Origin of the sequence: Micromonospora sp. WMMC264, assembly GCF_027497275.1 — a bacterium.
Classification (GTDB): Bacteria; Actinomycetota; Actinomycetes; order Mycobacteriales; family Micromonosporaceae; genus Micromonospora; species Micromonospora chalcea.
Genome location: NZ_CP114907.1, coordinates 5,336,783 through 5,359,819 on the forward strand (window position 1 = coordinate 5,336,783; position 23,037 = coordinate 5,359,819).

General features: G+C 72.3%; 23 protein-coding genes. 6 read left to right on the forward strand and 17 right to left on the reverse strand.

All coding sequences use genetic code 11. The annotated features are described in order from the left end of the window. Positions 1-11 precede the first annotated feature (11 nt). The 4 genes from O7542_RS23435 to O7542_RS23450 all read right to left on the reverse strand — a co-directional run bounded on the left by O7542_RS23435 (position 12) and on the right by O7542_RS23450 (position 5,020). On the reverse strand, positions 12-1,925 hold the full coding sequence (locus O7542_RS23435) for a DUF5941 domain-containing protein (RefSeq protein WP_281606498.1): 1,914 nt from the start codon (positions 1,923-1,925) through the stop codon (positions 12-14). An 86-nt stretch (positions 1,926-2,011) separates the two neighbouring features. After that, a complete protein-coding gene (locus tag O7542_RS23440; RefSeq protein WP_030503547.1) occupies positions 2,012-2,755 on the reverse strand; it encodes an ABC transporter ATP-binding protein in 744 nt (247 codons plus the stop codon). Beyond that, on the reverse strand, positions 2,756-3,583 hold the full coding sequence (locus O7542_RS23445) for an ABC transporter permease (RefSeq protein WP_281605213.1): 828 nt from the start codon (positions 3,581-3,583) through the stop codon (positions 2,756-2,758). It abuts the gene before it with no gap. A 66-nt stretch (positions 3,584-3,649) separates the two neighbouring features. After that, a complete protein-coding gene (locus O7542_RS23450) occupies positions 3,650-5,020 on the reverse strand; it encodes an L-serine ammonia-lyase (RefSeq protein WP_281605214.1) in 1,371 nt (456 codons plus the stop codon). Between the two features lie 881 nt (positions 5,021-5,901). Here O7542_RS23450 and O7542_RS23455 point away from each other — a divergent pair. After that, positions 5,902-6,105 carry a PspC domain-containing protein gene (locus O7542_RS23455; protein WP_043327136.1) on the forward strand — a complete coding sequence of 68 codons (204 nt, stop codon included), beginning with the start codon at positions 5,902-5,904 and terminating at the stop codon, positions 6,103-6,105. 86 nt (positions 6,106-6,191) lie between these two features. Here the strand turns inward: O7542_RS23455 and O7542_RS23460 are convergent, their stop codons facing one another. From O7542_RS23460 to pdxH, 7 genes are all read right to left on the reverse strand, one after another. Continuing rightward, the gene (locus O7542_RS23460; protein WP_043327138.1) at positions 6,192-6,980 is read right to left on the reverse strand and encodes a DUF4230 domain-containing protein; all 789 of its coding nucleotides are present in this window, start codon (positions 6,978-6,980) and stop codon (positions 6,192-6,194) included. A gap of 99 nt (positions 6,981-7,079) precedes the next feature. After that, positions 7,080-8,240 (reverse strand): acyl-CoA dehydrogenase family protein, encoded by a 1,161-nt coding sequence (locus O7542_RS23465; protein ID WP_043327140.1) that lies wholly within the window; start codon positions 8,238-8,240, stop codon positions 7,080-7,082. A 31-nt stretch (positions 8,241-8,271) separates the two neighbouring features. Next, the gene (locus O7542_RS23470) at positions 8,272-8,577 is read right to left on the reverse strand and encodes a type II toxin-antitoxin system VapB family antitoxin (protein WP_013283726.1); all 306 of its coding nucleotides are present in this window, start codon (positions 8,575-8,577) and stop codon (positions 8,272-8,274) included. 54 nt (positions 8,578-8,631) lie between these two features. Then, entirely contained in the window at positions 8,632-9,234 is a 603-nt protein-coding gene (locus O7542_RS23475) for a nitroreductase family protein (RefSeq protein ID WP_043327142.1), read from the reverse strand. 2 nt (positions 9,235-9,236) lie between these two features. After that, positions 9,237-10,163, reverse strand: a complete 927-nt coding sequence (locus O7542_RS23480) for an aldose 1-epimerase family protein (RefSeq protein ID WP_043327144.1) — start codon at positions 10,161-10,163, stop codon at positions 9,237-9,239. Positions 10,164-10,179: 16 nt separating this feature from the next. After that, a complete protein-coding gene (locus tag O7542_RS23485) occupies positions 10,180-11,472 on the reverse strand; it encodes an MFS transporter (RefSeq protein WP_069089567.1) in 1,293 nt (430 codons plus the stop codon). Continuing rightward, positions 11,469-12,098: a pyridoxamine 5'-phosphate oxidase gene (gene pdxH, locus O7542_RS23490; RefSeq protein ID WP_281606499.1), complete on the reverse strand. Its 630-nt coding sequence runs from the start codon at positions 12,096-12,098 to the stop codon at positions 11,469-11,471. Before pdxH ends, O7542_RS23485 begins: the two co-directional genes overlap by 4 nt. A 273-nt stretch (positions 12,099-12,371) precedes the next feature. Between pdxH and O7542_RS23495 the strand changes: the two genes are divergently transcribed. From O7542_RS23495 to O7542_RS23510, 4 genes are all read left to right on the forward strand, one after another. Then, positions 12,372-13,478 carry a citrate synthase 2 gene (locus O7542_RS23495; RefSeq protein WP_043327149.1) on the forward strand — a complete coding sequence of 369 codons (1,107 nt, stop codon included), beginning with the start codon at positions 12,372-12,374 and terminating at the stop codon, positions 13,476-13,478. A gap of 253 nt (positions 13,479-13,731) precedes the next feature. After that, positions 13,732-14,859 (forward strand): phosphoserine transaminase, encoded by a 1,128-nt coding sequence (gene serC / locus O7542_RS23500; RefSeq protein WP_043327151.1) that lies wholly within the window; start codon positions 13,732-13,734, stop codon positions 14,857-14,859. A 191-nt stretch (positions 14,860-15,050) separates the two neighbouring features. Further along, positions 15,051-16,130 carry a septation protein SepH gene (gene sepH, locus O7542_RS23505; RefSeq protein WP_043327153.1) on the forward strand — a complete coding sequence of 360 codons (1,080 nt, stop codon included), beginning with the start codon at positions 15,051-15,053 and terminating at the stop codon, positions 16,128-16,130. Between the two features lie 64 nt (positions 16,131-16,194). Next, positions 16,195-17,181, forward strand: a complete 987-nt coding sequence (locus O7542_RS23510; protein WP_043327155.1) for an aldo/keto reductase — start codon at positions 16,195-16,197, stop codon at positions 17,179-17,181. A gap of 80 nt (positions 17,182-17,261) precedes the next feature. Here O7542_RS23510 and thpR read toward each other — a convergent pair whose 3' ends face one another. The 5 genes from thpR to O7542_RS23535 all read right to left on the reverse strand — a co-directional run bounded on the left by thpR (position 17,262) and on the right by O7542_RS23535 (position 21,762). Beyond that, on the reverse strand, positions 17,262-17,825 hold the full coding sequence (thpR, locus tag O7542_RS23515) for an RNA 2',3'-cyclic phosphodiesterase (protein WP_281605215.1): 564 nt from the start codon (positions 17,823-17,825) through the stop codon (positions 17,262-17,264). A gap of 4 nt (positions 17,826-17,829) precedes the next feature. Continuing rightward, positions 17,830-18,339 (reverse strand): hypothetical protein, encoded by a 510-nt coding sequence (locus O7542_RS23520; protein ID WP_069089571.1) that lies wholly within the window; start codon positions 18,337-18,339, stop codon positions 17,830-17,832. A gap of 75 nt (positions 18,340-18,414) precedes the next feature. Further along, a complete protein-coding gene (locus O7542_RS23525; RefSeq protein ID WP_064448807.1) occupies positions 18,415-19,701 on the reverse strand; it encodes an MFS transporter in 1,287 nt (428 codons plus the stop codon). Between the two features lie 68 nt (positions 19,702-19,769). Continuing rightward, on the reverse strand, positions 19,770-20,219 hold the full coding sequence (locus O7542_RS23530) for a MarR family transcriptional regulator (RefSeq protein ID WP_030503565.1): 450 nt from the start codon (positions 20,217-20,219) through the stop codon (positions 19,770-19,772). Between the two features lie 61 nt (positions 20,220-20,280). Next, positions 20,281-21,762, reverse strand: a complete 1,482-nt coding sequence (locus tag O7542_RS23535) for an NCS2 family permease (protein WP_043327162.1) — start codon at positions 21,760-21,762, stop codon at positions 20,281-20,283. Between the two features lie 92 nt (positions 21,763-21,854). Between O7542_RS23535 and O7542_RS23540 the strand changes: the two genes are divergently transcribed. Beyond that, entirely contained in the window at positions 21,855-22,118 is a 264-nt protein-coding gene (locus O7542_RS23540; protein ID WP_030503567.1) for a DUF2530 domain-containing protein, read from the forward strand. Positions 22,119-22,122: 4 nt separating this feature from the next. Here the strand turns inward: O7542_RS23540 and O7542_RS23545 are convergent, their stop codons facing one another. Further along, a complete protein-coding gene (locus O7542_RS23545; protein ID WP_043327164.1) occupies positions 22,123-22,962 on the reverse strand; it encodes a DUF3027 domain-containing protein in 840 nt (279 codons plus the stop codon). Positions 22,963-23,037: the final 75 nt, after the last annotated feature.

Here is a 23,037-nt window from a genome sequence, read left to right on the forward strand (position 1 = left end):
CCCGCCCTCCGTCAGCCCGGCGAGCGCACACCCCCACGGGCGCGGGCCGGCAGGACCACCCAGGCGAGGACCACGCTCGCGACAAAAACCACGAGAAGGTACGCACCGAGTGTAGCCAGAGCGATACTCGCATATCCGGCGATCAGCCCGATTGCCAGCAGCAGGGAACGCCCCGGCCAGCCCAGCGTGGCGGCGTGCAGCGGCGGAGCCGACTGCCGCTTCTCCAGCCGGGCGGTCAGGTCGTAGTGGTGCAGCGTCAGCACCAGCACGTACCCGAAGATCAGCCAGGCCGGTGCCCGGCCCGCCACCCCGACCGCGATGGCGAACAGATACTCGGCGGCCCGCAACGCGGCCGGCACCAGCCAGTCCAGCGACCCCTCGTGCGGCGCCCGCGAAGCCTGCGCGGCGCCCAGCAGCAGCACCAGCGCGAGCACCGGCACCCAGACCGGCAGGTCGCCGCCGCCGTGCACCGCGAGCAGCGCCCACACCAGCGTCCCCGCCGCGCCGAGCGCGCCCAGCACCGCCAGCAGCAGCGGCCGCCGCGTGGTCGGCAGCGTCCGCGCCAGCACGCCGTCGTCACGGTGCAGACCCGCGTCCACAGTGGCCATCACCGGCACCCGCATCCACCGCGCCCGCAAGGTCCGCAACCCCCCGGTGTACGCGAACGCCAGCGTCCCCCAGACCAGCACCGCGACCAGCGCCACCAGCGGCCCGAACAGCGCGGCGGCGATCGCGATCAGCGCCCACCGCTCCCCGATCGGGAACACCACAGTGCGCTTCAGCCAGTACGACACCGAGCCGGTGTCCGCCTGCACCCGCGTCGACGCGGCGTTCAGCTTCCCGCCGATGCCGCCCGCGTCGGCGGTCACCACCTTGGGCCGCCGGGCCGCCTCGTCGTGCAACGCCCCGTACCAGGTGTCGGTCATGTGCCGCACGGTCTGCAACGTCATCGCGGCCAGCGCCAGCGCCCAGCCGTACCGGAACCCGGCATGCGTGGCCCCGAAGCCGAGACCGGCGTAGACCACGTACTCCTTGAACCGGTCGGCCATCGTGTCCAGCCAGCCGCCCCAGGCGCTGAAGTGCCGGGTGTAGCGGGCCAGTTGCCCGTCCACGCAGTCGAGCACGAACCCCAGGTAGAGCAGGACCGCGCCGGCCACCAGCGCGGGCCGTCCACCGACGCCGAACAGCACCGCCGCGGCCACCGCGAACGCCACCGAGACCATGGTGACCCCGGTCGGGCCGATCCCGATGCGTGCCGCCGCCTTCGTGACGTACGGCGACCAGGTGCTGACGAAGAACGTGGTGAAGAAGTCGTCCCGCTCCTTCACCGACAGCTTCAACTCGGCCCGGTCCTCGTCGACAGCGGCCACCGCCGCCTCGGCCGCCGCCCGCTGCGCCTCGTCGCCGACCCGGTGCGCCACGAGCAGACGTACCCGCTGGGCGAAGATCAGCGTGCCGCGGGCGGCGAGGTCGGCCACGAGCCGGTCCACCGCGTTCCGCGGCCCGCCGTCCGTTGCGCCGACGCCCGGCGCGGACGCCGGGTCGGTCAGGCGCGCGTCCGGCGCATCCGGCGCGGCGCCTGCGGCGCGGCGGGCGGCGTCGGCGAGCGCCGGCAGGTCGGCCGGGCCCACCCGCAGCGCGCCGCCGAACACGCCGCTCGCGTCGGCGGCGTCGACCTCGACCACCTGGCCGCGCTCCTCGCGCACGGTGGCCTGCCCGGGAGCGGGCGGATCGGTGAGCACCAGCGCCACCGTCGGCCCCACCGGGCTGGTCGCGAGATGCTTGAGTACGGCCGTGTGCGCCACCAGGTCCGCACCGCTCACCAGCACCGGGCCGGTCGCGGCGGCCACCAGGTCGGCCAGCTCGGTCAGGTCGGCGGCGATACGCACGTCGTCCGCCCCGGCCCCGCGCCACTGCGCGGCCAGGCGTTCGGTGAGCGGTTCCCCGGCGGGCCGGCCGGGCTCGGTGAGGTGGCCCGCCGCCGGGTCGGCGGCGAGCACGATCGCGAGCGTCACCGCTTCGCCGCGTCGGCGTAGGCCGCCAGCGCCTCGTCGATCGTCCCGTCGACGATCAGCCGTCCGGCGTCGAGGTACAGCCCCCGACGGCAGAACCGGGTGAGGTCCTTGTCGTTGTGTGACACCAGCACCAGCGTGCGCCCTTCCGCGAGAAGTCGCTCGATGGTCGCATAGCACTTCGCGCGGAACTCCGCGTCCCCGACCGCTGTCACCTCGTCCACAAGCAGCACCGGGTGCGGCAGGTGCGCGATCACCGCGAAGCCGAGCCGCACCTTCATCCCCGACGAGTAGTGCCGCACCGACGTGTCGATGGCGCGTTCCACCTGCTCACCGGCGAACGAGACGATCTCGTCGAAGTGTTCCCGCAGGTACGCCGACGACAGTCCGTGCAGCCCGCCCACCAGGTACAGGTTCTCCCGGCCGGTCAGGTCGCCGGAGAACCCGGCGGACAGTTCGAGCAGCGGCGCCACCCGGCCGTGCACCCGGATCGAGCCCTCGTCCGGGATGAGCACGCCGGCGATCAGCCGCAGCAGCGTGCTCTTGCCGGTGCCGTTGCGCCCCACCACGCCCACCGTCTCGCCCGGTTCGATCCGGAACGACAGGTCACGCAGCGGCCAGAACCGGCCCGCGTCCGGGTCGCGGGCGCCCCGGTGCACGATCAGCTCCCGCAGCCGCAGCTGGCGGCGCCGGTTGCGGACGAACCGGATGCCGAGCCCGTCCGCCTCGATGATCGGGGCCATTCAGAGTTCCTTCAGCACTGCCGGTTCGAGGCGGTGGAACGCCCACCAGCCGAGCGCCAGCACCAACACGCTGCCGGACACCGTGATGGTGAGCAGCCGGGCGTCCGGGAACTCGTCCGGGTACCAGACCGCGTGGTGCAGTTGGAAGATCCCGACCAGCGGGTTCAGCTCGTACCCGATCTTGAGCCAGCCCGGCATGCCCGACTCCTGGACCAGGTCGAGCGGGTAGATGATCGGCGTCGCGTAGAACAGCAGCCGGATGATCAGCCGCATGGTGCGCTCGATGTCGCGCATCAGCACGTTGCCCGCCGACAGCAGCAGCGCCAGCCCCACCAGCAGCACGAACTGCACCGCCACCGCCAGCGGCAGCGCCAGCAGGCTCCAGCCGGGGCGGATCTTCCCCTGGCTCGCGTAGATCGCCGCGACGGCGACCAGGATCGGCAGCCCGGCCAGGTACTCGGCGAAGCGGCCGGTGACCCGCCCGATCGGGAAGATCGGCCGGGGCAGGTTCATCGTGGTGATCAGCCGGGCCTGCCCGGTGAGCGCGTTCGCGGCCTCGGTCAGCGCCGAACTCGCCCACATCCAGGCGAAGATCCCGGTGATCAGGAACAGCGGGTACGACCCGGCCGCCTCGCCCAGGTGCCGCCGGGTCGCGCCGGAGTAGAGCACGCCGAAGACGAACCAGTAGATCAGGCCCATGCCGAGCGGTTCGATCAGCGACCAGAAGTAGCCCAGCACCGACTGCTGGTACTTCACCGCGAGGTCCCGGCGGACCAGGATGCGCAGCGAGGTGCGGGCGGACCAGAGCGCCGCGACGCCTGACGTCACCGCATGATGGTCGCTTTGTCAGTCGCGCTCCCGGGCCGGGTGCGGGCCGGGATCACCCCAACGAGGTCAGCACTCGATGACGTTGACGGCGAGCCCGCCCCGCGCGGTCTCCTTGTACTTGACCTTCATGTCCGCGCCGGTCTCCCGCATGGTCTTGATGACCTTGTCCAGCGACACGTGGTGCACCCCGTCGCCCCGCAACGCCAGCCGGGCCGCCGTGATCGCCTTGATGCTCGCCACCGCGTTGCGCTCGATGCACGGAATCTGCACCAGGCCACCCACCGGATCGCAGGTCAGCCCCAGGTTGTGCTCCATGCCGATCTCGGCGGCGTTCTCCACCTGCTCCGGCGTACCCCCCAACGCCTCGGCCAGCCCGGCCGCCGCCATCGAACACGCCGAACCCACCTCACCCTGACAGCCCACCTCGGCACCGGAGATCGAGGCGTTCTCCTTGAACAACACACCGATCGCGCCCGCCGCCAGCAGGAACCGCACCACGCCCTCCTCGGACGCGCCCGGCACGAACCGGGTGTAGTAGTGCAGCACCGCCGGAATGATCCCGGCAGCCCCGTTCGTCGGCGCGGTCACCACCCGCCCACCCGCCGCGTTCTCCTCGTTGACCGCCAACGCGAACAACGTCACCCAGTCCATCGCACGCAACGGATCCCCGCTACCGGTCTCCGCCTCCAAGCCGCGCCGCATCTCCGCCGCGCGCCGCCGGACCTTCAACCCACCCGGCAGTACGCCGTCACGGGTGCAGCCGCTCTCCACGCACTCGCGCATCACCCGCCAGATCTCCAGCAACCCCGCCCGCACGTCCGCCTCGCTACGCCAGGACAGCTCGTTGGCGAGCATCACCTCACTGATCGACAGACCCGCCTCCGAGGTGACCTCGAGCAGTTCCGCGCCGGTCAGGAACGGATGCCGTACCCGGGTGCTGTCCGCCTTGATCCGGTCCGCCCCGGCGGCCGCCTCGTCCACCACGAACCCGCCACCCACCGAGTAGTACGTGCGCGTCCGCACCTCGTTCCCGGCCACGTCGTACGCCGCGAACGTCATCCCGTTCGGGTGATACGGCAACGACCGCCGGCGGTGCAGCACCAGATCCGTGTCCGGGTCGAAGTCGACCCCCTGACTGCCGAACAGGTCGAGCCGCCGCTGGGTGCGGATCCGCTCGACGCGCGGCCCCACCGAGTCGGTGTCGACGGTCTCCGGAACCTCGCCCTCCAGCCCCAGCAGCACCGCCCGGTCACTGCCGTGCCCGTGACCGGTCGCGCCGAGCGAGCCGAACAGCTCCGCCCGCACCCGCGCCACGTCGGCGAGCTGCCCGTCAGCCTTCAAACCCGCCACAAACGTACGAGCCGCCCGCATCGGCCCGACCGTATGCGAGCTGGACGGCCCGATACCGACACTGAAAAGATCGAAAACACTGATCATTTGCTGCTTTCCTCGCCGTCGTCCCCGTTGTGCGGATCCGAGCCGGTGCGTGGGGTTGCCGCCCCCGCCAGGCGGGACGGCCGGCGCCCAGGGTGGGGGCGCCCGACCCGCGAGCCTACCCCGCCCTCGTGATACCCGCCCCCACTCCGCCCCATGCCCGCCCGCGAGGAAGCGCTGTCCCCTCCGGCCCCCACTCCCCCCGTCGATCTTGGAGTTGTGGCGCCCGGATGGCGGCATTTACGACCTTCGTGAACCACCACAACTCCAAGATCGCCGCACAGCGCGGCGGGAGGCCGGCTCCCGGCTCCCGGCTCCCGGCTCCCGGCTCCCGGCTCCCGGCAGATCTCGGAACCAAACGGCACCCATAGGGACCCTTTCCTTCCAATATCTCCACGAATCCCACTCAACGGAACGCCAGTCCCGCACCACGGAACGCACTCGCCGCAACACGCGACCGAGCGCGGCTCCCACCGCACGCCACCCCGTCAACTGCCGCGATCTTGCACTTCCCGCCCCGTCAATCCAGAGCAAATAGGGCACGTCGAGGGCCTCAAGTGCAAGATCGCGTAAGGCGGGAGACGGAAGGCGGGAGACGGAAGGCGGGAGCGGGAGGGGGCGGGAGGTAGGGCTGATGGTGTGGCCAGCAGTGCGGAAGCGCTGAGCAGGAACCGCAGTTCCCCGACCCGTGACTGCGGGACCACCTCGGACCGGAAACCGCGGCGGCGACCCGGGAGTCTCCGCGGTGAGTCGGTGGGGACGGTCCGGGGTATGCACCTACGGGTGCCCGGGTCGCCGATCATCCTCGGGGCCGAGGGCGCGGCGCGCACCCCTCTCTACCGTGGAATCAGCGCGGCGGATCGCCGCAGAAGTGGGAGACGACGATGAGTCGCAAACTGGTCCGGCCCCGCCAGGGGCGCATGATCGCCGGTGTCTGCGCCGGCCTGGGGCAGCGGTTCGGCATGTCGGCCGGCCTGGTCCGGCTGCTGTTCCTGCTGTCGCTGCTGCTGCCCGGCACGCAGGTGATCATCTATCTGATCCTGTGGGTTCTGATGCCGAACGAGGACCGCTACCTCGCCACCCGCTGACGCGACACGAAGCCGGGACACCGGCACACACGCGACGCGCCCGCCCCGGACCATCGGGGCGGGCGCGCGGCGTCAGCGCACGAAGATCAGGGCGCGGTGTAGGTGACAGTCACCTTCTCGTAGCCGAGCGAGCGCAGCAGCCCTTCCAGCATCTTGCGGGTGTTCTCCTCGGCGCGGGCGGCGAGCCCACTGTCGCGGGCCGCCGCGGTGATCCGGTCCTCGGCGAGCTTGTAGATCTGCTGCTGCCGGTTGGGGTCGCCGGCCACCAGGTCGTTGAGCCGGTTGATCAGGCCCCGCTGCTGGGCGAAGACGTAGCTCTTGTCCATGTCCAGGTCGGTCTCGCCGAGCTGCGGCGCGGGCAGCTTGATCTCGGCGGACTTGCCGTCCTCGGAGACCGTCACCGCGCCGTCGGCGATCTTCGCGAAGTCGACGTACGCCTCGACGCGCCCCGCCCCGACGAACAGCGTGCGCTCGTTGAGCAGGAAGTCGGGCACGTTGCGCCGGTCGTTCTGCACGTCGACCACGACCTGGAAGTTGCCCTCGGCGGCGACGTAGCGGCTCAGGTCGCGGATCGACTTGAGCAGCGGCGGCTGGCTGCGGTCGGTCTGTTCCTTGGCGAACGGGTTGCGGAAGTCGGGCAGCAGACCGGTGGCCTGCACGCCGAGCAGCACCACCACCGCCAGCGCCGCCGCGCCGAGCACCCAGAGCAGGCCACGAGCCGCGCCGCCGCCCGACGCCGGGGCGCCCGGACCGGGCTCGCGATCGGGATCGCGGCCCGGGTCGGGCGAGCCTTCCGCCCGGTCGCGAAGGGACTCGCTGGTGGGGTAGTCCGGGAACTCCCGGGTGGGCTCGTTGATGTCACCGTCGCGGGCCATCGCCCTCACCGTCCTCGTCCGACACATCGACTGACAAAGACGGTACGGCCACCGTGCGACAGTCGCTCGCCGAGCGTCCCGATCGGGTGAAACCGCAGGTCAGGCGAACGCGGACAGGCCCGTCAGCCGCTGGCCGATGACGAGCTGGTGGATCTCGGAGGTGCCCTCGTAGGTGAGCACGCTCTCCAGGTTGTTGGCGTGCCGCATCACCGGGTACTCGCCGGAGACGCCGTTCGCGCCGAGGATCGTGCGGCACTGCCGCGCGATGGCGAGCGCCTCCCGGACGTTGTTCAACTTGCCCACGCTCACCTGGTGGGGCCGCAGCGAGCCGGCGTCGGCGAGACGGCCCAGGTGCAGCGCGAGCAGCATCCCCTTGTTCCACTCCACCGCCATGTCGGCGAGCTTGGCCTGGGTGAGCTGGAAGCCGGCGAGCGGGCGGCCGAACTGGGTGCGCGTGGTCGCGTACTCCAATGCGGTTTCCAGGCAGTCGCGGGCCGCGCCGAGCGCGCCCCAGACGATGCCGTGCCGGGCCTCGGTCAGGCACCCCAGCGGCGCCTTCAGCCCGATCGCCTCGGGCAGTCGCGCGTCGGCCGGCAGCCGGACGTCGTCGAGCGCGATCTCGCCGGTCAGTGACGCGCGCAGCGACATCTTGTGCCGGATCTCGCGCGCCGTCACCCCCGGCGTGTCCATGGGTACGGCGAAGCCGCGCACGCCTTCGTCGGTGCGCGCCCAGATCACGCCCACGTCGGCGATCGGCGCGTTGGTGATCCACAGTTTGCTGCCGTTGAGGATCCAGTCGTCGCCGTCGCGGCGGGCCCGGGTGGCCATCGAGCCGGGGTCGGAGCCGTGGTCGGGTTCGGTGAGCCCGAAACAGCCGATCGCCTCGCCGGCCGCCATGGCGGGCAGCCAGCGCTGCTTCTGCTCCTCGCTGCCGAAGCGCCAGATGGCGTACATGGCCAGCGATCCCTGCACCGACACCAGCGAGCGGACACCGGAGTCGCCGGCCTCCAGCTCCAGGCAGGCCAGCCCGTACGCGACGGCGGACGCGCCGGCGCAGCCGTAGCCGGTCAGGTGCATGCCGAGCAGGCCGAGCTTGCCGAACTCGCGGGCCAGCTCACGGGCCGGCACCTGGCCGTCCTCGTACCAGCCGGCGACGTGCGGGCGTACCCGGTCGGTCACGAGCTGGCGCACGACGGCGCGGATCTGCCGCTCCTCCTCGCTGAGCGACGCATCGATGTCGAGCAGGTCCAGAGGAGTCATGGCGTCACCTTAACCAAGGCTCAGCCGGGCGTCACTCGCCCTGGTCGCCGAGGACCAGCACGCGCGCGTGGATCTGGTTGCGCTGCTGCAGCGCCGCGCGCAGCGCCCGGTGCAGGCCGTCCTCCAGGTAGAGGCCGCCGTTCCACTGGACCACGTGCGGGAAGAGGTCGCCGTAGAACGTGGAGTCCTCCGCGAGCAGCTTGTCCAGCGCCAGTTCGCGCTTGGTGGTGATGAGCTGGTCCAGCCGCAGCGGGCGCGGCGGGATCTCGGCCCACTGCTTCAGCGTGAGGTTGTGCTCCGGGTAGGGACGCCCGTCCCGGACCGCCCTGAAGATCACGGCGTGCTCTCCTCCCCCAGGCCCGGCTGACGATGTGGATGTCAGCCTAACCGCTCAGGTCCACCGTCCCCGCCGCACCACATCCTGCACCGGACGCCGCCCTCTGCGCAGCGACGGTGACCGATGGTCGACGGCCCGATAACCCACTGTGATGGCTCCGACGGGGCTGAGTTCCGGCGGTACCCCGAACGCCTCCCGGTACGCCTCGATCCGCTGCGGCGGAATGCCGAAGAAGCAGGCGCCCAGCCCTTCGTCCACGGCGGTGAGCAGCATCAGCAGCGCCGCGAAGCCGGTGTCCACGTACCAGTAGGGCACCGGCCAGCGGTCCTCGGCGCGGTCCGCCCAGCCCTTGTCCGGCTCGGCGTAGCGGTCCAGGTAGGCGTCACGGTTGGCGTGCGGCACCACGATCAGCGGCGCCCGGCGCATCCCGGCCAGCCAGCGTTCCCGGCCGCCGCCACCGGGCGTGGTCGCCGCCCAGAACCGTTCCCGGTCCTCGGGTTCCTCCAGCACCAGGAAGCCCCAGCCCTGGGCGAACCCGGCCGACGGCGCGCGGACCGCGTGGTCCAGCAGGCGGTCCACCACCTCCGGCGGTACCGGGCGGTCGGGGTCGTAGTTGCGCACCATCCGGCGGCGGCGGACTACCTCGGCGAACTCCACGCTCAGACCTCCGGCCGGACGCCCCAGGCGCCCCGCCAGGTCTGCCCCGGCTCCAGCGTGATGACGTCCCTGCCGGAGCGAAACGCATCCGGCGGGCAGGTCATCGGCTCGACCGCCACCGACCGGCGGTGCCGTTCCCCGCCGAGCGTGTCGCCGGTGAACACCTGCCACCAGCCGAACTCGCGGTCCGCCCAGATCCGCAGCCCGGACGAGCCGTCCGGCGAGCCGAGCGTCACCGCCGAGCCGCCGTCGGCGTCCCGCTCGACGTCACCGAAGGCGGTGTCGAGGACCAGGTCGCCGATCGGGCGCGGGCTGGTGAAGTCGAACTCGGAGCCGGTCACCTCGGTCGCACCGACCGGAAGCAGGCGGCCGTCCACCAGCACCCGCCGCCGGGCCGGCAGGTGCAGCCGAATCCCGTCCACGCCGGCCTTCGGCAGTTGCAGGTAGGGGTGCACGGAGAAGCCGAACGGCGCCGGCTCGCCGGACAGGTTCGTCGCCTCGTGCTCGGCCCGCAGCCCGTCCGGGCCGACGCTCCACCGGGCCCGCAGCCGCAGCGCCCACGGGTAGCCGGGGCTGGGCGGCAGGTCGTAGCCGATCGTCACGCTCTGGGCCGACTGCTCGATCAGCTGCCACCGCGCCCAGTTCACCAGGCCGTGCAGCGCGTTGTGCCGCTCCGGCTCGGTGAGGTCGAGCTGGAACGACCGCTCCCCGAACGAGTAGACGCCGTCCCGGATCCGGTTCGGCCAGGGCGCGAGCACCTGACCGGCCGAGCCGGGGCAGACCTCGTCCTCGGCGTACCCGTCGAGGTAGTCCACGCCGTCGTGCCGGTAGGCCCGCAGCCCGCCGCCCACCTCGACCACGACGGCCTCGTGGCCGTCGGCGGAAATGGTCCACTGTGTACCGGACGGTGGCTGCACGTCGATCCCCATGTCGGCGACCCTACCGTCAGTGGCGCTCCTCGGCGGGGGTGGTCGAGCGATAGCGCAGCAGCGCCGGGAACGCCACCACCAGCAACACCGCGAGTACGGCGGCGGCCAGGCCACCACCGACCATGGCGACGCCGGTGCCGAACCCGGCGGCCGTCGCGCCGGCCCGCAGATCGCCCAGACGCGGGCCACCGGCCACCACGACGGTGTTCACGCCCTGGAGGCGGCCCCGCATCCGGTCCGGCGCGTAGACCAGCAGCATCGACTGGCGCAGCGTGGCGCTGACCAGGTCCGCCGCCCCGGCGACGCCGAGCAGCACCACCGCCACCCACAACTGCCCGGCCAGCCCGGCGAGCGCGATCGCGACGCCCCAGCCGACCACCGCCACGGTGAGCGCGAGGCCCTGTCGGCGGACCCGGCCGATCCACCCGGAGGTCAGGCCGCCCAGCATCGCGCCGATGGCGATCGAGCTGTAGAGCCAGCCCACCGCCGAGGCGCCGCCGAAGCGTTCCTGCGCCAGCTCGGGGAAGAGCGCCCGCGGCATGGCCAGGATCATCGCGATCAGGTCGATGGCGAAGGACAGCAGCAGCACCCGCGTGGTGGCCAGGTAGCGGAAACCGTCGACGATGCTGGCCAGCCCGGCCTTGCGGACGCCGCCGTCCGGGTCCGGCGCGGGCGGCATCGCGGGCAGCCGCAGCGTGGCCCAGAGCGCCGCCGTGTACAGCAGCGCGTCCGCCGCGTACGCGATGGGCAGCGCCGTCCCCACCTCCCACCCGGCGAAGATCAGGCCGGCGGCGAGCGGGCCGAAGACGGCGGCGGCGGTGAACGTGGTGAAGTTCAGCGTGGTCGCGGCCGGGACCAGCTCGGCCGGCACGAGCCGGGGCAGGATCGCGCTGCGGGCCGGTGAGGTGATCGCGAAAGCCGTCGACTGGAGGCCGACGAGCAGCAGGAGCAGCAGCGGGCTGCGCACGCCGGCCAGCGACTGCACCAGCAGCCCCAGCGTCGACGCCCAGAGCACGCAACCGCCGACGAGCAGCACCCGGCGGCGGTCCCGGGCGTCGGCGATCGCGCCGCCCCACAACCCGAACAGCAGCAGCGGCACGAAACCGGCGATGCCCAGCAGGCCGACCCAGAGCGAGCCGCCGGTCAGGTCGAACATCTCCACCGGCACCGCCACGGCGGTGAACTGGAAGCCGAACATCGCGATCGCGTTGCCGGTCCAGACCCGCCGGTACGCGGGCACGCGCAGCGGGCGCAGGTCGATCGCCCAGCGGCGCGCACCCCGCCGCCGGGCCTGCGTGACGTCGGTCACGGCGCGAGCCGCTCGACGACGAAGACCCCGTTCCCGGTACGCCGGAAGCGCAGCCGGTCGTGCAGCCGGCTGGCCCGGCCCTGCCAGAACTCGACCGTCTCGGGCCGGACCCGGAACCCGCCCCAGTGCGGCGGCGCGGGGATCGGGTCCACGTCGGCGAACCGTTCCGCCGCCGCCCGGTACGCCTCGTCGAGCGCGGCGCGGTCCGGCACCACCGTCGACTGGGCGCTGGCCCACGCCCCGAGCTGCGAGCCGCGCGGCCGGCCGGCGAAGTACGCCTCGGTCTCGGCCCGGTCCACCGGCTCGACCCGGCCGGTCACCGTCACCTGCCGCTGCATCGGGAACCAGGGGAACACCAGGCTGGCCCACGGGTTCCCGGTCACCTCGGTGCCCTTGCGCGACCCGTGGTTGGTGTAGAAGACGAAGCCCTCCGGGTCGTACCCCTTGAGCAGCACGGTGCGCCCGCTGGGCCGGCCCCGGGCGTCGGCGGTGCCGAGCACCATCGCGTTCGGCTCGGGCAGCGGATGTGCCACCGCGTCGGCGAACCAGCGGGCGAACTGGGTGTGCCAGTCCGGCGCCAGGTCCGCCTCGGTCAGGCCCAGGTCGGCGGCGTACTCGTTACGCATACCGGCCGGTGCGGGTGTGTCGCCTGTCACTGTGCTCGTCCCTCTCCCGGGCGTGCCGGCGTCCCCCGACGCTGGCCAGGCCCCGGTACCCAGTCTTCTCCCTCTCTCACCGACGGCCAGCGGCGGGGATGTCGTGTGGCGCACAGTGGCTGTGGGTCGCGCAGCCGGTTACCCACCGGGCAAGATGTTCCGAACCACATCCCTGAAGGGTCGCCTGAGCTGCGGGGCTCGATCAGCCCGCCCGGGCGCGCCGAGCCGAAGCCAGGAGACGACATGTCCGATTTCAAACCGGGCCTGGAGGGCGTCGTAGCCTTCGAGACCGAGATCGCCGAACCCGACCGCGCGGGGGGTTCACTGCGCTACCGGGGCGTGGACATCGAGGACCTGATCGGCCAGGTCTCGTTCGGCAACGTCTGGGCGCTGCTGGTGGACGGCCGGTTCGGCCCCGGCCTGCCGCCGGCCGAGCCGTTCCCGGTGCCGGTGCACTCCGGTGACATCCGCGTCGACGTGCAGTCCGCGGTCGCCATGCTGGCGCCGTACTGGGGGCTCAGCCAGCTTCTCGACATCTCCGACGAGCAGGCCCGCGAGGACCTGGCCCGGGTGTCGGTCACCGCGCTGTCCTTCGTCGCCCAGTCGGCGCGCGGCCTGGGCCTGCCGGCCGTGCCGCAGAAGGAGATCGACAAGGCGGAGACCATCGTCGAGCGGTTCATGAAGCGCTGGCGGGGTGAGCCCGACCCGCGGCACGTCAAGGCCGTCGACGCGTACTTCATCTCGGCCGCCGAGCACGGCCTGAACGCCTCCACCTTCACCGCCCGGATCGTCGCCTCCACCGGCGCGGACGCCGCGGCCTGCATCTCCTCCGGCATCGGCGCGCTCTCCGGCCCGCTGCACGGCGGCGCCCCGTCCCGGGTGCTCAGCATGCTGGAGGCGGTCGAGCGCAGCGGCGACGCCGACGGGTACGTCAAGGGCGTGCTCGACCGGGGCGAGCGGCTGATGGGCTTCGGCCACCGGGTCTACCGGGCCGAGGACCCCCGCGCCCGCGTGCTGCGGCGCACCGCCAAGGAGCTGGGCGCGCCGCGCTTCGAGGTCGCCGAGGCGCTGGAGAAGGCCGCGCTGGCCGAGCTGCAGGCCCGCCGCCCGGACCGCGTCCTCGCCACCAACGTCGAGTTCTGGTCGGCGGTGGTGCTGGACTTCGCCGAGGTGCCGGCGCACATGTTCACCTCGATGTTCACCTGCGCGCGGATGGGCGGCTGGTCGGCGCACATCCTGGAGCAGAAGAAGCTCCAGCGGCTGGTGCGCCCGTCGGCGACGTACGTCGGCCACGGCTCGCGCAAGCCGCAGGAGGTCGAGGGCTGGGACGCCATCCCGCACGGCGTCTGACGTCTCGCCCGGGGCCCCGCTTCCACCCGCCGGTGGAGCGGGGCTCCGGCATTTCCGGGACCGGCTCGCGGCCCGTGTGGCGGACGCCTCACCGACCGGCGTGGGACTGGCCGCCGGACGGCCCGGAGCAGGTGCGAGGATTGCCGTGGCAGTGTCGCCGGAACGGGCTCGGACGCCGCCCGCCGCCACGCGGCAGCACATCGTCCGCGCCTGCCAGCTCACCTCTCGCCCATGCGGAAGGATCTTCAAGACCGTGGCTGACGCACCGACCATCCGGATTCCCGACGAGATCAGGCCCGCCGACGGACGATTCGGCTGCGGGCCGTCCAAGGTCCGTCCGGCCGCGGTCTCCGCCCTCGCCGACGTCGCCACCAGCTACCTGGGCACGTCGCACCGGCAGAAGACGGTCCGCGACCAGGTCGCCCGGCTGCGCCGCGGCCTGGCCGAGTTCTACTCCCTGCCCGAGGGGTACGAGGTGGTGCTCGGCAACGGCGGCACCACCGCGTTCTGGGAGGTCGCCACGTTCGGCCTGATCCGTGACCGGGCCCAGTTCGCCAGCTTCGGCGAGTTCGGCGCCAAGTTCGCCAAGTCGGTGAAGGATGCGCCGTTCCTGGGCGAGCCGACGGTGCGCAAGTCCGACGCGGGCAGCGCCCCGACGCTGGTCGCCGAGGCGGGCGTGGACGTCTACGCCACCCCGCACAACGAGACCTCCACCGGCGTCGCGGTGCCGATCAGCCGGGTCGCGGGCGCCGACGAGGGCTCGCTGCTGCTGGTCGACGCCACCTCCGGTGCGGGCGGGCTGGACGTGGACGTCGCCCAGACCGACGTCTACTACTTCGCCCCGCAGAAGTGCTTCGGCTCCGACGGCGGCCTCTGGCTGGCCCTGATGTCGCCGGCCGCGCTGGCCCGGGCCACCGAGATCAAGGAGTCGGGCCGCTACATCCCGGCCTTCCTCGACCTGGTCACCGCGATCGACAACTCGCGGCTGGAGCAGACGTACAACACCCCGGCGCTGGCGACCATCTTCCTGGCCGCCGAGCAGACCGACTGGATGAACTCCCAGGGCGGGCTGGCCTGGGCGGCCAAGCGCACCGCCGAGAGCGCCGGCATCGTGTACGGCTGGGCCGAGCGCTCGTCGTTCGCCACCCCGTTCGTGGCGGACCCTGCGCTGCGGTCCAACGTGGTCGCCACCGTCGACTTCGCCGACGGGGTGGACGCCACGGCGATCGCCAAGGTGCTGCGCGCCAACGGCATCGTCGACACCGAGCCGTACCGCAAGCTGGGCCGCAACCAGCTGCGGGTGGCGCTGTTCCCGGCCGTCGAGCCGGCCGACGTCGAGGCGCTCACCGCGTCCATCGACTACGTGGTCGAGCGACTCTGATCACGCCGTCACGGTGCGTGGCCGTCAGGGCTCCGGCGGCCACCCACCGTGATCATTACCGCAGCTCAGTCACGACATGCCGGGGTGTCGCAGTCCCCATCGGCGGGTAGATGAGCGTACGGTGGTGCGAGACGCCCGGGTGGCCGGCTCCCGTGGCGTGACGGCCAGCGAAGCGGGACGGAGGCAAGCCCATGCGCCCAGTACGCTTCGTCGCCCTCTCCGAGGACGGCCAGGCCCTGGTGCTCGCCGACGAGGTGGGGCGCCTGCTGGCGCTGCCCATCGACGAGCGGATCGCGTCGGCGCTGCACGCCGAGCCGGGCGCCCCGCCGCTCGCTGTGGTGCCGAGCGCCACCGACCCGACGCCGTCGCTGTCCCCACGGGACATCCAGGCCCGCATCCGCTCCGGTGAGTCCGCCGAGGACGTCGCCCGCATCGCCGGCGTGCCGGTCGACCGGGTGCTGCGCTACGCCGGCCCGGTGCTCCAGGAGCGGGCCATGCTCGCCCAGCACGCGCGCCGCACCCGGCTGAAGGGCGCGGAGAAGCCGACCCCGCTGGCCGAGGTCGTCAACGGCCGGCTGGCCCAGCACGGCATCGACACCGAGAAGATCTCGTGGGACGCCTACCGCCGCGACGACGGCACCTGGCGGATCATCGCGACCTGGCCGTCCGGCAAGGCCACCGCGCAGGCGGTGTGGGACCTGGACAAGACCCGGCAGAACGTCGCCCCGCACGACGACATGGCGCAATACCTCTGCGCCGAGCGACCCACGCCGATCCTCGGCCAGGAGCCGGCGCCGGAGCGGGGCGGTCACGCGCTGCCCGGTCCGTCGCGTGGCGAGCCGAGCCGGGGCGGGCACGGCCTGCCGGCCGCCTCCGAGCACGCCCGTCCGGGGCGTGACCCGATCCGCGCCGGCCGGGACGCGCTGCTCGCCTCGCTGGACCGGCCGCTCGGCGGCACGTCCGGGCGCGGTCTCGACACCCGCTCCCCGGCCGCGCAGGAGGCGCCCCGCCAGCGGGCCGTCGCCGGTGGCGCCGCCGCGCTGCTCGGGGGCGGGCAGGGCTCGGCCTTCGACGACGACTCGGACGCGCCGAAGGAGATCCCGGCCGTACCCTCGCTGGCAGTGCTGCGGCCGCGGCGCACCGGTGCCGCGGCGGCGACCGGCGGCGCGGGCGGCGAGTCCACCGAGGCCGGCGGCAAGCCGCGCAAGCGGCTGCCGAGCTGGGACGACGTGCTCTTCGGCACCGGCCCGGCGGCCCGCGAATCCTCCTGATCCGCAAGCTCCACCCTGGCTCGTTGAGAGGGCACTCCAAGTCCCGGCGTGCCAGGGTGGAGCCATGGAGTACACGAACCTGGGACGCACCGGCCTGTCCGTGAGCCGACTCTGCCTCGGCACGATGAACTTCGGTCCGCAGACCGACGAGCCGGACAGCTTCGCCATCATGGACCGGGCGCTCGAACACGGGATCAACTTCTTCGACACCGCGAACGTCTACGGCTGGAAGCTCGGTGAGGGCGTCACCGAGCACATCGTCGGCCGCTGGTTCGCGCAGGGCGGCGGGCGCCGCGACAAGGTCGTCCTCGCCACCAAGGTGTACGGCAAGATGGGCGAGTGGCCCAACGAGCAGGGCCTGAGCGCCCGGCACATCATCCGGGCCTGCGAGGACTCGCTGCGCCGCCTCCAGACCGACACGATCGACCTCTACCAGATGCACCACATCTCCCGGACCACGCCGTGGGAGGAGATCTGGCAGGCGATGGAGACGCTCGTCGCGCAGGGCAAGGTGCTCTACGTCGGCTCGTCCAACTTCGCCGGCTGGCACATCGCGCAGGCGCAGGCCGCAGCCGGCAAGCGCAACTTCCTCGGCCTCGTCTCCGAGCAGTGCATCTACAACCTGCTGACCCGGTACGTCGAGCTGGAGGTCGTGCCGGCCGCGCAGCACTACGGGCTGGGCATCATCCCGTGGTCGCCGCTGCACGGCGGGCTGCTCTCCGGCATCATCCGCAAGATGGCCGAGGGCAGCGCGGCGCGCGGCACCACGGGCCGCTCGGCCGACGCGCTGGCCGAGCACCGCAGCACGATCGAGGCGTACGAGAAGCTCTGCGCCGACCTGGGCCACGACCCGGCGGATGTGGCGCTGGCGTGGCTGCTGTCCCGTCCGGGCGTGACCGCCCCGATCGTCGGCCCGCGCACCATGGACCAGCTCGACCGCAACCTCGGCGCGCTCGACGTCCACCTGGACGAGCCCACGCTGACCCGCCTGGACGAGCTGTTCCCGCCCGTAGGCAACGGCGGCCCCGGCCCCGAGGCCTGGGCCTGGTGAAAGGAAGGGCCCCTTCTTAACGCCTCAGGTAGAGAAGGGGCCCCTTCTTAACACGCCGCCGAATTAGCACGCCGCCCGCATCAACGCGCCGGCGCGAGCGCCCACGCGGCGATGCGCGTGTGGCGGGGCGTACTGCCCGGGTGGCTGCGGGTCAGCATCACCTCACCGGCCGACCACTGTGGGCCGGCGTACCCGTTGAGGGTGTCCCGGTCGGCGTGGAGGTCGGCCTCGGGCACCCGGTCACCGGGGCGGGCGATGGTCAGGTGCGCCCGGAACGGCTTGTCGTCGCAGGGCAGCCCGGCCTCGCGCAGCCCGCCGCGAATCGAGCGGGCGAGCGCGTCGAGCGCCTCGACGTCGCCGCGTACGTCGACCCAGAGCACTGTGGACCGGCCCTGACCGAAGCTGCCGCCGCCCGCGAGGCGCAGCAGTGGGGTACGAGCTGTCCGGGCGGCCGAGGCGAGCGCGTGCTTCACGTCGGGGAGCCGGACGTCCGGCACCTCGCCGAGGAAGGCCAGCGTGAGGTGCAGGTCCGCCGGATCGGCCAGCCGGGCGTGGCGGGCGGCCGCGACCCGCAGGCCCTTGACCCGGGCGGTGAGGTCGGCGACCGCCACGGCAGGTGGGTAGATCGCCGCGAAGAGACGCACCAGGTCAGCGGTGCCGCTGGTGGTGCGCGGCGCGGGCAGCCGGCAACGTCAGCCCGGCGGCGTGCAGCAGCCCTTCGACGCGTACCCGTTCGATCTCCCGGTCGACGCCGTCCAGTTCGGCCAGGTGCTCGTCGATGCCGAGCGCCCGGCAGGCGGCGCGCAGCCGTTCGTCGTACGCCTCGATGACCGCGCCGTGCCACACCACGCTGCGGTCGGCGGCGGCGAGCCGGTGGCCGCCGAGGCGGCGCAGGTCGGTGGCGAGCTGGTCCAGCGGCCGTCGGCCGTCCCGGTCGAACTCGGTGAGGTCGATGTCGCGGGTCAGCGCCTCGGCCTCGATGGCCCGGTCGAGCCGCGCGATGGTACGGCGTTCCCGGCGCTGCTCCCGCCACTCGGCCCACCCGCACGCGACCCGGTCGATGATCTCGTCAGCGCAGAACAGCAGCGCGAACAGGGCGGGCAGGCAGCAGACGGCGAGGATCGCCAGCGCCAGCAGCAGTCCCTGCCCCACTTCCACACATCGACGCTAAGCCCTGCCGCACCGGCCCGCCACCCGTTTGGGTAATCGGGCCGGCACGACCGGCTATCGGGGCTACTTGGCTCCGGGCGACACGACGTAGAAGCGGGGCATCGGGAGCACCCGCATCCGCAGCCGGGCGCCGGAGCGGCGCAGCTGCCAGGTGAGCGCCAGCAGCGCGGCGGTCAGCGAGATCAGGCCGCCGGCCCAGATGCTCGCGCCCGCGCCGTAGTGCTCGGCGACCCAGCCGATCAGCGGCGCGCCGACCGGGTTGGTGCCCAGGAACACCAGCACCCACAGCGCCATCACCCGTCCCCGGAAGGAGGCGTCGACACCGAGCTGGACGCGCTGGTTGGCGGCCTGGGCGAAGTAGATCATGAAGAACCCGGCGGGCAGCAGCAGCGCCACGACCAGCCAGTACGCCGGGGCGAGCCCGACGAGCGTGCCGAAGACCGCGCAGCCGATCGCGGCGCCGAGCACGAGCCAGACCGAGGGCCGGCTGCGCCGTCCGGTGCCGGCCAGCGCCCCGACCAGCGCACCGGCCGCGAGCGCGGTGCTGAACAGGCCGAACGAGGCGGCGCCGGTGTTGAACACGGTCTTCGCGAGCGCGGCGAGGGTGAGCTGGAAGTTGAACAGGCTCATCCCGATCACCGACATGAGGACCATCGGCAGCAGGATGTCGGGGCGGCGTGCCACGTACCGGAGGCCGTCGACCACGCGGGCCTGGTCCCGCTCGCCGACCGGCGGCAGGTCCTTGCGGTGCAGTTCCTCGGTACGCATCCGGACCACGTTGACCAGCGGGGCGATCGAGCTGAGCGCGGTGACCAGGAAGACCGGGCCGACGTCGACGGCGGCGATGGCCAGGCCGGCGACGGCGGGGCCGACGATCCGGGCGGAGTTGAACACTGCCGCGTTGAGCGAGAGCGCGTTCGGCAGCAGCGGCATGCCGACCAGCTCGGAGACGAACGCCTGGCGGACCGGTGTCTCGACCGCGTTGGAGACGCCGAGCAGGGCGGCGAACGTGAAGACGTGCCAGAGCTGCACCAGGCCGGTGAGGACCAGGACGCTCATGGCCAGCGCGAGCACGGTCCAGAACGCGTTGGCGACGAAGAGCAGCATCCGCTTGTCGTAGCGGTCGGCGAGCCGTCCGGAGAGCAGCGTGAGCAGGAGTACGGGCGTGAACTGCAACGCGGTGACCACGCCGAGCGCGGTCGCCGAGTTGTCGCTGAGCTCGAGCACGAGCCAGTCCTGGGCGATGAACATCATCCAGACGCCGATCAGTTTGATCAGCTGCCCGGTGGCGAAGAGTCGGTAGTTACGGACCCGTAGGGACTGGAACATCGTGCTCAATTTGGCCTGCACTCTAGGTGCGCCTCCTTGCGTCGGTACGCTTCATCCACAGCTGACGAAGCGAACCGCGGGCGGCGGTGTCAGGCGCGAGCGATGCCCTGGAGGATGTCCGCGGCGCGCCGTAGCGTTTCGCGTTCGTCCTCGGTGAGCTCGGCCAGCCGGGTGGCCAGCCACTCGTTGCGGGCCCGCTCGAACTGGTCGAGTACGGCCCGTCCCCCTTCGGTAGCCGCCAGGATGACCTGCCGTCCGTCGGTCGGGTGGGGGGTGCGTTGCACGAGGCCCCGCTCCTCCAGCTTCGCGACGATCTTCGTCATCGTGGGCGGCTGCACCCGTTCGACATCAGCGAGTTCCCGTGGTGTGAGGGCGCCCGCCAGGTTGAGGCTGGTGAGCGCCGACAGCTGGGTGACTGTGAGGTCGCCGACCGGCCGGGCCTGTCGGACCCGCCGGTTGAGCCGGGTGATCGCATCTCGCAGCTGAGGGGCCAGCTGCGCCGGTGGCACGCGTTTCGCCGTCACCGTCCGCTCCGTCACGGTAGTTAGCTTAACTAATGAGCCTGGCTAACGACACGCGTTATGACCAGGCTCACCAGCGTCAGAGCAACACGGACTCGACCGGCCCGCGCAGGAAGTACACGATGAACAGCGCGGCGACCCCGTACAGGAGCGGGTGGACCTCCCGGGCCTTACCCTTCGCCACCTTCAGCAGCACGAAGCTGATCACGCCGGCCCCGATGCCGTTGGAGATCGAATAGGTGAACGGCATCAGCGCGATGGTGAGGAACGCCGGGATGGCGATCTCGTAGTCGGTCCAGTCGATCGTGCGGACCGCCGTCATCATCAGGAAGCCGACCACCACCAGGGCCGTCGACGCGGCCTCGAACGGCACGATCAACGACAGCGGCGCGAGGAACATGGCCAGCAGGAACAGGCTGCCGGTGACCAGGTTGGCCACGCCGGTCCGGGCGCCCTCCGCGACACCTGCGGCGCTCTCGATGTACGACGTGTTGCTGGACACCGAGGCGGCGCCACCGGCCGCGGCGGCGATCGAGTCGACGAGCAGGATCTCCTTGGCCTTCGGCGGGGTGCCCGTCTCGTCGAGCATGTCCCCTTCCTGGCCGATCGCGACCATCGTGCCCATGGTGTCGAAGAAGTCCGTGATCAGCAGCGTGAAGATGAACATCAGCGGCACCAGCCAGCCGACCCGGCTCCACGAGTTCAGCACGTTGAACTGGCCCAGCAACGACAGGTCGGGCACGTCCACGATCTGCTTCGGCAGCTCGGGCACGTTCAGCGCCCAGCCCTTCGGGTTCGGCTTGCCGTCGACGAAGGACGGGCCGACGTTGGCGATCGCCTCGACCACGATGGCCAGCACGGTGGAGGCGAGGATGCCGATCAGGATCGCGCCCCGGACCCGGCGTACCACCAGGACCAGCGTGATCAGCAGGCCGACCACGAAGACCAGCATCGGCCAGCTGACGATCTTGCCGTTGATGCCCAGCCCGACCGGCACGGTGGAGTTCGCGGCGTCCGGCACGCGCCGGACGAAGCCGGCGTCGACCAGGCCGATGATGGTCAGGAACAGACCGATGCCGACGCCGATCGCGGTCTTGAGCTGCGTCGGCACCGACCGGAACACCGCGGTACGCAGGCCGGTGAGCACCAGGATGCCGATCAGCACACCCTCGATGACCACCAGGCCCATCGCGTCCGCCCAGGTCATCTGGGGCGCGATCTCGTACGCGACCAGCGCGTTCACACCCAGGCCGGCCGCGAGCGCGATCGGGAACCGGGCCACCACGCCCATCAGGATGGTCATCAGGCCGGCGACCAGCGCGGTCGCCGCGGCGAGCGCCGGAATGGCCAGCGAACGGCCGTCGCCGTCCTTCCCGCTGCCCAGGATCAGCGGGTTCAACACCACGATGTACGCCATCGTGAAGAACGTGGCGAAACCGCCCCGAAGCTCCCGGCTCAGCGTGGACCCGCGTGCCGAGATCAGGAAGAAGCGGTCGAAGCCGTTACGTGGATGCGCGGGATCGGGCGGAGTGCCGTGATCGGGCGGTGGAGCAATGGACATGGTTCCTCATCTGGTCATCGGCCGGGTTTTGTCGCGCGCATCGTCCCAGATCACCTGGCGGGCAGGGAAGAACGATCACGTAGGCTGGGCCGGTGTCACAGGAGCAACAGCCGCGGCCGGAGCCGCTCGACCCGCCGATGGTGCCGTTCGCCGTCGCCGGGCTGATCGCCTGGGCGGTGGCCGGTCTGGTGCTACTGATCTTCTTCCGGGACTGGCTCACCGAGTCCGGGCGTCAGAACTGGCTCTGGACCTGCCTGGCCGGTTTTCTGTGGGGCTTTCCCGGCCTGGCGGTGATGATGCGGCACGACGCCAACCGGCGTCGCCGGCGCGCGGCCGCCGCGCAGCGGCCGCGCTGACCGGTCAGGGGTGGCCGTACGGCTCCGCCGGCTCGGACGCCTCGACCGACCCGGGGGCCCGGCTGACCGTCATGGCCTCGACCGCGCTGTCGTCGTAGACGGTGGGCAGCTCCTCGACGGGCGTCTCGGGCGTCTCCACAAGCGTCTCCGAGTGCGCGCCGCACCCGTGGTCGGCGCTGACCACCCGGCCGTCGTCGGGCGCGTAGAAGTTGCCGCACGCGCCGAAGGCCAGTCGCAGCGCCCCGGCCAGCGGCAGGTAGAAACCGCAGGTGCCGCAGCGGGCGGCGGCCGGCGCGGCCGTCGAGATCGCGGCGTCCGGGCCGTGGTCACCGTCGTACCAGCGCTGGGCGGTCTCGGCGCGCCCCTCCCGGGACAGCACCCGGGCCCGGCCCAGCCCCAGCTCCCAGGCGGTCTCCTCGACCGCCGGGTCGTCGGAGAGCAGGTAGCCGGGGGCGAGCCGCTCGTCGTCGGCCGGGGTGGGCAGCAGGTCGCCCGGGCCCAGGTCGCCCGGCTTGAGCCGCTCCTGCCAGGGCAACCAGCCCGGGGCGAGCAGCGCGTCCGGGCCGGGCAGCAGCACCGTCTCGCAGATGGTGACGTGCCGGCTGCGCGGCACCCGGGTCACCGTGACGGCCCAGCGCCAGCCGCGGTAACCGGCCATCCGGCATTCGAAGTAGTGGGTGACGACCCGGTCGCCCTCGGCGACGGCCTGGAGATGGTCGCCGATGTCTGTCGGCTCCACCTCGGTGATGGCGTCGCGGGCCACCTCGACGGCGGCGGCGCAGACCTGGTCGAGCCGGGGAGCGCGGGCGGAGGCGGGCCTGGTCACCGGACCATTGTTCCCCATGCCGGTCCACGGGTGACAGGCACTCCCCGGAGTCGTTCTCCGCGGGTGATGCGGCGCGCGTGGATCGAATGGGCG